Raw genomic sequence first — 9,362 nt, forward strand, 5'->3', positions numbered from 1 at the left:
CCCCCCACGGGCACGCTGACCCCCGAGACCGGCCGCGGGATCGTCGACCCCCACCCCTCCGACGATCCCCCGGCCGGTTTCTTTTACCTAGTCGTCGGTGAGCAGGCCGGCCTCGTAGGCGATGATCGCGGCCTGGACCCGGTTGGTGGCCGACAGTTTCACCAGCAGCCGGGAGACGTGCGCCTTCACCGTCGCCTCGCTCATGAACAGCTTCTTGCCGATATCGGCGTTCGGCAGGCCGCTGCCGACCTCGACCAGCACCTCGCGCTCCCGCTCGGTGAGCTTGCTGACCCGCTCCTGCCCGACCCGGCGCCGATCCGCCCGGGAGTCCTTGGCGTAGTGGCCGATCAGCCGCCGGGTCACCGCCGGTGACAGCATCGCGTCCCCGGCCGCGACCACCTTGATCGCCTGCACCAGCTCGCGCGGCGGCGTGTCCTTCAGCAGGAAGCCGCTCGCCCCCGCCTGCAGCGCCCGGAACACGTAGTCGTCCAGATCGAACGTCGTCAGTACGACGACCTTCGGCGGATCCGGCAATGCCTGCACAGCCCGGGTCGCGGCCAGCCCGTCCAGCCGCGGCATCCGGATGTCCATCAGGACGACGTCCGGCCGGTGCTTGGTCACCATCGCGGCGGCATCCGCGCCGTCGTCGGCCTCGGCCACCACCTCGAGCTCACTGTCGGACTCCAGGATCATCTTCAACCCGGCTCGGACCAGCGCTTCGTCGTCCACGATCAGCAGCCGTGTCATCGCTTCCCTTCATCCGCTGGTGAGACAGTGTCCACACCTACTGGTGTGGCAGTCTCGCTCTCCCGGCCGATCGGCCATGGCAACCAGGCCTCGACCCGCCAGCCGCCGACCTCCGTCGGACCAGTCGCGAGCCGTCCACCGACCAGTACGACGCGCTCGCACAGACCGACCAAACCAGCCCCGGCGCCTGGGAGCAGTGAATCAGCCGCGACCGGCCGAACGTTCGTCACCCTCACCGTCACGCCCTCGCCGCGCCCGCCGGAGACCACGACCTCGGTCGAGGCGCCACGCGCGTGCTTGTGCACATTCGTCAACGACTCCTGGACGATCCGATAGATGGTCCGTCCGATCGACAGCGGCACGTCGGCTGCCAGCGTGATCTCGCTGGTCACAGTCACCCCGGCTGCCCGCGAGTCGGCCACCAGTCGTTCCAGATCCGCAGCCTGAGGTATCGGTGCCAGGTCGGCCCCGGCCACGCTCGTGTCAGTTCGCAGTACGCCGAGGACCTCGCGAAGGTCCTCCATCGCCTGCCGGGCAGTCTCGCGGATCAGCCGAGCCGAACCCTCGATCTTCTCCGGGCCGACCGCCGGGTTCACCTCGAGCCCACCCGCGTGCAGTGCGATCAGCGACACCTTGTGAGCCAGTACGTCGTGCATCTCCTGCGCGATGCGGGCCCGCTCACCGAGCCGCGCCTGCTCGGCACGCAGTTCCCGCTCGGCCTCGGCCCGCTCGGCGCGATCCTGCCAGGAGGCGACCAGGTCGCGGCGCGCGCCGACGAACGCTCCGATGGCGACCCAGGTCCCGATCATGAACGGCCCGGTGAACACCGCAACCCAGAAGGAGTCTTCGGCCACAGTGCTGTTGGCTACCAGAGCGACGTACCCGAGAACGGTCACGATCGCGAGGACTGCATCGCGGCGCCGGATCGCGAGTGTCAGCAGGGCGAGACCGAGCGGGACGAAGATGCCACCCACGAGCATCGCAGCGACACCGATCAGCGTGACGGTGACCGGGAAGCGACGACGCCAGAGCAGTGCCACCGAGGAGACGACGCCTGCGGTGAGGACGACCCAGCCCGTGAAGTTCCAGCCCGCGCCGTCGGTACTCGCCTGCAGGACAACGGTCAGCAGGCCGAAGAAGACGTACAGGAAATCGCGGATGCGCGGGGCATGCGTGCGCCACCAGGCGTACCACCGGCGCAGTCGTTGCATTCACCCAGCGTAGTGGCGGGGTGTCCTATCGGCCCTCCCCCATGAGGTTAGGTTCCGGACCTCGATCGCAGACTTTGGTAGGGGGTCGTTGCAGCCGGACGTCCGATGTGCGAAAGGGGGTCCGGACGGTTGACTCGTTGTCATGATCACCGTCGAGAACCTGACCAAGCGCTACGGCAGCACCACGGCTGTCCAGGACGTGTCCTTCACCGTCGCCCCCGGGAGCATCACCGGCTTCCTCGGCCCGAACGGCGCCGGCAAGTCCACCACGCTGCGGATGCTGACCGGGCTCACCCCGCCCTCGTCCGGTACGGCGACCATCACCGGCAAGCGGTACGTCGAGCTGCCGAACCCCGGTCGGGTTGTCGGGGTCATGCTGGACGCCGCCGCGCAGCACGCCGGCCGCACCGGCCGGGAGACGCTGGCGCTGAACGCGAGCCTGCTCGGTGTCCCGAAGGGCCGCGCGGACGAGATGCTGGACGCGGTCGGCCTCGCCCACGCCGCGAAGCGCCGGGTCGGTCAGTACTCACTCGGCATGCGGCAGCGGCTCGGTATCGCGAACGCGCTGCTCGGCGACCCCGCCGTACTGATCCTTGACGAGCCTGCGAACGGGATGGACCCCGAGGGCATCCGCTGGATGCGCGGGCTGCTCCAGGACTTCGCCTCGCGCGGCGGCACCGTGATCCTGTCCAGCCACCTGCTCGGTGAGGTCCAGGCGACCGTCGACCGGCTGGTCGTCATCGGCGGCGGCCGGATCGTCGCCGACGGTTCGCTCGATGAGCTGCTCGCCGGGACCGGCACGCTGGTCCGCGGCCTCGACCCGATCGGCCTGAACCAGGCGCTGACCGCGGCCGGTCTCCACCTCGAGCCGATGCACGACGGCGCGCTGCGGGTCGACGCCACCGCCGAGCAGGTCGGACGCGCCGCCGCGGCGGCCGGCCAGGTCCTGCTCGAACTCCGCCAGAGCGACGGTGCCGGCCTGGAAGACCTCTTCTTCCAGCTGACCGCCACCCCCGCGGCCGCCTGATCCACCCGCCTAAGTCCTGGACGAGCGCAGCGAGTTCAGCATCAGCACAGATGGAGCACATCACTATGACCACTCTGACCGAAGCAGCGCCGGTCGCCCCGGCCAAGCACAAGGCCCAGGCCGGTACGGCGCTGCCGCCCGCGCGGGGCCAGGCCTTCCTGAAGCTCGTCGCGATCGAGCTGCGTAAGTCCGTGAACACGCGCAGCGGCCGGGTCCTGATCGGCGCGATCCTGCTGATCGCGCTGGCTGCGATGACCTGGCAGATCACCCACCTGCCCGAGGGCACCATCAATGTCGAGGCGTTCCTCAGCGCGGGATCGACTGGCGCCATGCTGATCCTTCCGGTCATCGGAGTGATGGCGATGACGTCGGAGTGGACGCAGCGGACCGCGCTGACCACCTTCACGCTCTCGCCACGCCGGGTCCGGGTCCAGCTGGCGAAGTTCGTCTCCGCGGTCGTCCTGAGCGCGGTCGTGATGACCGGGGTCGTCATCCTGGCTCTTGGCGCTACGGCGCTGACCGGAGCGATCACCGACCACGCCACGTCGTACGCGGCACTGGGCAGTCAGCTCACCGGCGCCTACCTGATGATGGCTCTGAACGTGGTGATGGGTGCCGCCTTCGGTGCGGTGATCGCCCAGACCGCAGTCGCGATCCTGGTCTTCTTCATCGCCCCGACCGCCTGGTCGCTGGCCGGACCCGCGCTGTTCAAGGACAACGCGAACTGGCTGGACGTCTTCTCCGCCTTCGGCCGGATCGCCGAGCGCAATCTGAACGGGATGCTGCCGGAAACCCTGACCGCGATCGGCGTCTGGGTAGTTCTGCCGACCATCGTCGGACTGTGGCTTAGCTCACGCCGCGAGGTCAAATAACACCGAAAGACGCGGTGGGGTGGGCCGGTTTGAGGGGACCGGACCACCCCATCGGCATGGTGATCGGACCTCTTCGGCGTCCGCCAGGGGGCCGGTGCGTGTGTCGATCCCCAGCTCCGGGTATCCTTGAACCACGATTACTGACGACTGATCCGTGGGCGCCACGCAGCGTACCCGGTTGACTTGTGCGAGGGGGTCGACGCTATGGGGCGCGGCCGTGCAAAGGCCAAGCAGACGAAGGTCGCACGCGACCTGAAGTACCGCACCTGGGACACCGACCTGGACCAGCTCAAACGAGAGCTGGCCGGCGGAGAACAGAGCGGCACCGCTTCTGCGAACGGTGACAACGACGGCGACGACAGCGACGCCGACGACTACCATCCCCGTCGGTAAACATCAGCCCGGCTGAGCTGCTCAGCGTCCCCACGGGTCGCTGAGTAGTTCTCCGTGTGTCCGACGTAGTTCCACCACACCAGCACCACGCGGTGATGTTGTGCTGCTCAAGGCCGGCGGGCCGAGGCAGCACACCGCACCGCCTGGCGCGACCGCTTGGTGGATGTGTGTGCACGCTCTTCGACCGCGCCCGGTCACGCCGGGCGCGGCCTTTTCTGTGCTCACTCGGCCTGCGCTTGCAGGGCCCGTGCGCTTACTTGGCGTAGTCGCCTTCGAGGGTGACGGCACCACCGGGCGTGGCGAGGACTTCGCCGCAGACCCATGCGGGGATGTCGCGTGCCGCCAGCTCGGCGATCGCCGCGTCGGCCGCCGACTGATCCAGTACGGCGACCATGCCCGCGCCCATGTTCAGCGTCTTCTCCAGCTCGAGCAGCTCGACAGCACCGAGCTGACCGACCAGGCCGAAGATCGGGGCCGGTGACCAGGTCGAACGGTCGATCCGGACCGAGAGCTCCGACGGGATCACGCGGGCCAGGTTCGCCGCGAATCCACCGCCGGTGATGTGCGACATCGCGTGCAGCGGTGTCGCATCGTTCTTGTTGAGCGCCCGGATCAGCTCCAGGCAGTGCTTGGCGTAGACCCGGGTCGGCGTCAGCAGCGTCTCGCCGAGCGTGGTCCCGAGCTCCGGAACCTCCCGGTCGAGCGCCCACTTGGCCCGGTCGAAGAACACGTGCCGGACCAGGGAGTACCCGTTCGAGTGCAGACCCGACGAGGCCATCGCCACGACCACATCCCCGGCCTTCACTCGCTCCGCACCGAGCAGCTCGTCCGCCTCGACCACACCGGTCGATGCGCCGGCGACGTCGTACTCGTCCGGCTCGAGCAGGCCCGGGTGTTCCGCGGTCTCGCCGCCGACGAGCGCCGTACCGGCCTCGACACAGGCCTCGGCGATCCCCTTCACGATCTGCGCGATCGTCTCCGGGACCACCTTGCCGGTGCAGATGTAGTCGGTCATGAACAGCGGCTCGGCGCCACAGACCACCAGGTCGTCGACGACCATCCCGACCAGGTCGAACCCGATCGTGTCGTGCTTGTCCATCCGCTGCGCGATCTGGACCTTCGTCCCGATCCCGTCGGTCGAGGTCGCCAGCAGCGGCCGCCGGTACGCCGTCAGCGCGCTGGCGTCGAACAGCCCGGCGAACCCGCCGAGACCGCCGACGACCTCCGGACGGGTCGCCTTCGCCACCCATTCCTTCATCAGCTCGACGGCCCGGTCACCGGCCTCGATGTCGACTCCGGCGGCGGCGTAGCTCGCGCCTTCGCTCACGTTCTTCTCCTCGGTACGACGTCGATCTGGGCCGACGCGTTTGTTACGGACGACTGAGGGCGTCGGCTGCGCCGCCACCACCGGCGACGGCGGCCAAGCCGTCCGCATCGGTGACCGGGACCTCGAGCAGATGCTTGCCCAGGTACTCCGGGTCGGGCAGCGCGACCGGGTAGACACCGTCGAAACAGGCCCGGCACAGCTGATCCTTCGGCTGATTCGTCGCCTCGACCAGCGTGTCCAGGTCGATGTACCCGAGTGAGTCGGCGCCGAGCGAGCGGCAGATCTCCTCGGTGTTCAACCCGTTCGCGATCAGCTCCGCGCGGCTGGCGAAGTCGATCCCGTAGAAACACGGCCACTTCACCGGCGGAGCGGTGATCCGGACGTGGATCTCCTTCGCCCCGGCCTCGCGCAGCATCCGGATCACCGCGCGCTGGGTGTTGCCGCGGACGATCGTGTCGTCGACGACCACCAGGCGCTTGCCCTCGATCACTTCGCGCAACGGATTCAGCTTCAGCCGGATCCCGAGCTGGCGGATCGTCTGGCTCGGCTGGATGAACGTGCGGCCGACATACGCATTCTTGACCAGGCCGGACCCATACGGGATGCCGGACTCTTCGGCGTACCCAATTGCACCCGGTACGCCGGACTCCGGCGTCGCGATGACCAGATCGGCCTCGGCCGGGTGCTGACGGGCCAGCCGGCGACCGATCTCCACGCGGGTGGAGTGGATCCGCTGGCCGGAAATCTGGGTGTCCGGGCGGGCCAGATACACGAACTCGAACAGGCAGCCCTTCGGGTCCGCCTCGGCGAATCGCTGTGAGCGAAGCCCGTTTGCGTCGACCGCGACCAGCTCACCCGGCTCGATCTCGCGAACGAAACTCGCGCCGACGATATCGAGCGCCGCTGTCTCACTGGCGATCACCCAGCCGCGCTCCATCCGGCCCAGCACGAGCGGGCGAATGCCCTGCGGGTCGCGAGCGGCGTACAGGGTGTTCTCGTCCATGAAGATCAGGCTGAAAGCGCCCTTCACCTTCGGCAGCACCTTCGCGGCAGCCTGCTCGATGGTGAGATCCGGGTAGCCGGCCAGCATCGACGTCAGGATGTCGGTGTCGGACGAGGCGGAGTGCTTCGCATTGGCCTTCGCGTGCTCGACGCCCGCGTCCAGACCGAGATCAAGGTCACCACCGCCGTTGAGGCTGGCGGCGAGCTCACCGGTGTTCGTCAGGTTGCCGTTGTGCCCAAGCGCGATCGACCCGGTCGCCGTGGACCGGAACGTCGGCTGAGCGTTCGCCCACACACTGGACCCAGTGGTGGAGTACCGGCAGTGCCCGATCGCGATATGCCCGCGCAACGAGGCGAGCGTCGCCTCGTCGAACGCCTGGCTGACGAGACCCATGTCCTTGTAAACGAGGATCTGACTCCCGTTACTGACCGCGATCCCCGCCGACTCCTGCCCCCGGTGCTGCAAGGCGTAGAGCCCGAAATAGGTGAGTTTGGCAACCTCTTCCCCCGGCGCCCAAACCCCGAAGACGCCACAAGCGTCCTGCGGTCCCAGGTCCTGAGGGTCAAGGTCATGAGTGAGCCGACCATCGCCACGAGCCACACCAGCAGTCTACGCGACAGACAGAGGTGTCCCTGACGAGCAGGATTTCAGGGGCCGACCGGGCGGGGCCGGCCCAGGGATCTCTAGATCACCAGCAGGCGGAGGCCTCCGCGCAGGCGGGGTCACCCGGACCGGGCTCCGCTGGCGAAGTCACCGCGGCGATACCGAGGGTGAAGAATCCCATCGCCACAACTGAGAGTACCTTCTTGATCACAACTCGTCCCTTCGAAATAATCCGGAACCACGCATTGAGTGCTCTTTGTCGACGCTCTCTGTATATGGTCGGTTCCGACAGGTTCACCGGGAGGGAAACGTGCTCGATCCGCTGGGTGTGGATGAAGCCACCTTTGCGGTCTATCACGCCCTGCTCAGCCAGCCCGACAGTACGCCGGAGGAGATTGCCGCGCTAGTACAGCGACCAGTTAACGATGTACATGAACTGCTGAACAAGCTGCGGAAGCTCGACCTTCTCGTCCCTACGTGGGCGAATCCTGACGGCGAACATGCCGTGCACCCGCGAGTCGGACTTGCAAACCTTGCCGAACGGCGTCGCACAGAGCTCAATGCGGAACTCGGACTCCTCAGGGAGGCAGAAACCAGCGCCGAGGTCATCGCCGAGCAGTACAACGAGCTCCTGACAGCTCGCAGCAGCGGTGACGTCGAGGCGATCAAGGGCCGGGCCAACGCATCGCGCCGGATCGATGAACTGGCCCAGAAGGTTCAGCACTCCTTCTGGGCCCTGACGCCCGTTCACATCGATGATGCGGTCCGTCCGATCGAGGGATCGCCGGACCTGCCTCTGCTGGAACGGGGCATCAAGATGCGCGCCGTCTACCTGCAGAGCATGATGGACTCCAAGGTTGCGTCCGAGTATGCCGCCACCATCCACCGCCTAGGTGGAGAGGTTCGCGCGACACCAACGCTCCCCATGCGCTTGCTGATCTTCGACCAAGAGATCGCCGTCATGCCGATGGACCCCGGGAACCACGCAGCCGGCGCCGTCATCCACCGCAGTCCCGCGGTGGTGAACGTTGCCGTGGCTCTCTTCGACTCGTACTGGTCGCGCGCATCCGGACTGTTCTCTCCGGAAGACCGCGACAACGAAACGCCCCTCACCCCCCACGAGGCCGAAGTACTGCGCCTGCTGGCCGGCGGCGCGAAGGACGAGCAGGTGGCTCGCCTCCTCGGCATCTCCCTGCGGACAGCACGACGCATCACGGCAAACCTGTCCGAGCGCCTCGATGCTGCCAGCAGGTTCGAACTCGGGGTGGCGGCCGCCAAACGCGGCTGGGTCTGAGTTGTTCGAGTCGCTGGGGCTGTCACAGGAGATCCTCGATCTCTACCGGCTCCTGCTCCAGCAGCCTGAGCTGGCGCGTCAATCGCACCTTCGTGAGCTCTGCGCAACGCTGCACCTGCCGGAGATCGAGGTGGAGAACCGCCTCGACCAGCTACGCGGGTTCGGATTTCTGGCCTCCCGCTGGGACAACAGCGGAGAAGAGTATCCGCTGGATCCTGCGGTGATGTTCGAGCGGCTAGCGGCCAAACGCCAGTCGATGATCGGCGAACTCACTCAGGAACTCGAGGCCGACCGCATTCGTGCGGGAGAATTCATTTCCGCCTACAACAGATTCCTGACTCAGGATTTGGTACGCGATGTCGAGGTTCTCGAGGGCGTCGACAAAGCGAATTTGAGAATGCAGAACTTTCATCCGACAAAATCACTGTGGGCGTTGATCGCTCCCGCCGCACATCAAGTGCCGTCGGTGTCGAGAGAGAATTTCAGCGATCATCGCATCATGGCACGCGGTGTCGAATGCCGATATCTTTTTGCAGAATCTCATCTGAAAACGCGCGGGATGCGCGACTACCTGCACTACATCGCGGAGCTGGGCGGGCTAGCACGGGTCGTTCCGGCAGTGCCGTTCAGAATGGTGATCTTCGACGGAGAGTCGGTTGCGCTGAGCATCGATCCCGACAACTCGAAGGTCGGCGCTGTGGTGCACCACAGCAAGGCCGTCGTACGGATGGCTGTCGAGATGTACGAGCACTACTGGCGGCACGCCGATCGCTCGTTTGAGCGGACGCCTGAGCCTGGCGAACTCAGCGGGCAGGAGGCTGAGTTTCTGCGCTTCCTTGTGCAGGGGGCTACTGATGAGCAGGTGGCTCGGAAGCTCGGCGTCTC

At 66.9% G+C, this 9,362-nt stretch carries 9 protein-coding genes; 5 read left to right on the forward strand and 4 right to left on the reverse strand.

Translation table 11 applies throughout. From position 1 onward, the window contains the following. Positions 1-87: 87 nt before the first annotated feature. Together E1261_RS40390 and E1261_RS40395 are read right to left on the reverse strand one after the other, a co-directional pair. Positions 88-747 (reverse strand): response regulator, encoded by a 660-nt coding sequence (locus E1261_RS40390; RefSeq protein ID WP_132415043.1) that lies wholly within the window; start codon positions 745-747, stop codon positions 88-90. Next, the gene (locus E1261_RS40395; protein ID WP_132415044.1) at positions 744-1,958 is read right to left on the reverse strand and encodes a sensor histidine kinase; all 1,215 of its coding nucleotides are present in this window, start codon (positions 1,956-1,958) and stop codon (positions 744-746) included. The genes E1261_RS40390 and E1261_RS40395 overlap by 4 nt, the downstream gene beginning before the upstream one ends. Before the next feature lie 142 nt (positions 1,959-2,100). Here E1261_RS40395 and E1261_RS40400 point away from each other — a divergent pair, with 142 nt between their 5' ends. From E1261_RS40400 to E1261_RS40410, 3 genes are all read left to right on the forward strand, one after another. Further along, positions 2,101-2,985 carry an ABC transporter ATP-binding protein gene (locus E1261_RS40400; RefSeq protein WP_132415045.1) on the forward strand — a complete coding sequence of 295 codons (885 nt, stop codon included), beginning with the start codon at positions 2,101-2,103 and terminating at the stop codon, positions 2,983-2,985. 50 nt (positions 2,986-3,035) lie between these two features. Continuing rightward, a complete protein-coding gene (locus E1261_RS40405) occupies positions 3,036-3,857 on the forward strand; it encodes an ABC transporter permease (protein WP_238176748.1) in 822 nt (273 codons plus the stop codon). A gap of 204 nt (positions 3,858-4,061) precedes the next feature. Continuing rightward, entirely contained in the window at positions 4,062-4,250 is a 189-nt protein-coding gene (locus E1261_RS40410) for a DUF3073 domain-containing protein (RefSeq protein ID WP_132415046.1), read from the forward strand. Positions 4,251-4,503: 253 nt separating this feature from the next. Here the strand turns inward: E1261_RS40410 and purM are convergent, their stop codons facing one another. Next, entirely contained in the window at positions 4,504-5,577 is a 1,074-nt protein-coding gene (gene purM, locus E1261_RS40415) for a phosphoribosylformylglycinamidine cyclo-ligase (protein ID WP_132415047.1), read from the reverse strand. Positions 5,578-5,620: 43 nt separating this feature from the next. Continuing rightward, positions 5,621-7,180, reverse strand: coding sequence for an amidophosphoribosyltransferase (gene purF / locus E1261_RS40420; protein WP_132415048.1), 1,560 nt, complete (start codon positions 7,178-7,180; stop codon positions 5,621-5,623). A 259-nt stretch (positions 7,181-7,439) separates the two neighbouring features. Between purF and E1261_RS40425 the strand changes: the two genes are divergently transcribed. Both E1261_RS40425 and E1261_RS40430 read left to right on the forward strand, forming a co-directional pair. Beyond that, positions 7,440-8,477, forward strand: a complete 1,038-nt coding sequence (locus E1261_RS40425) for a helix-turn-helix transcriptional regulator (RefSeq protein WP_238176749.1) — start codon at positions 7,440-7,442, stop codon at positions 8,475-8,477. A gap of 1 nt (position 8,478) precedes the next feature. After that, a partial coding sequence (locus tag E1261_RS40430) for a hypothetical protein (RefSeq protein ID WP_132415049.1) occupies positions 8,479-9,362 on the forward strand: 884 nt, incomplete at its 3' end.

The sequence above is a fragment of the Kribbella albertanoniae genome (genome assembly GCF_004348455.1).
Lineage (GTDB): Bacteria > Actinomycetota > Actinomycetes > Propionibacteriales > Kribbellaceae > Kribbella > Kribbella albertanoniae.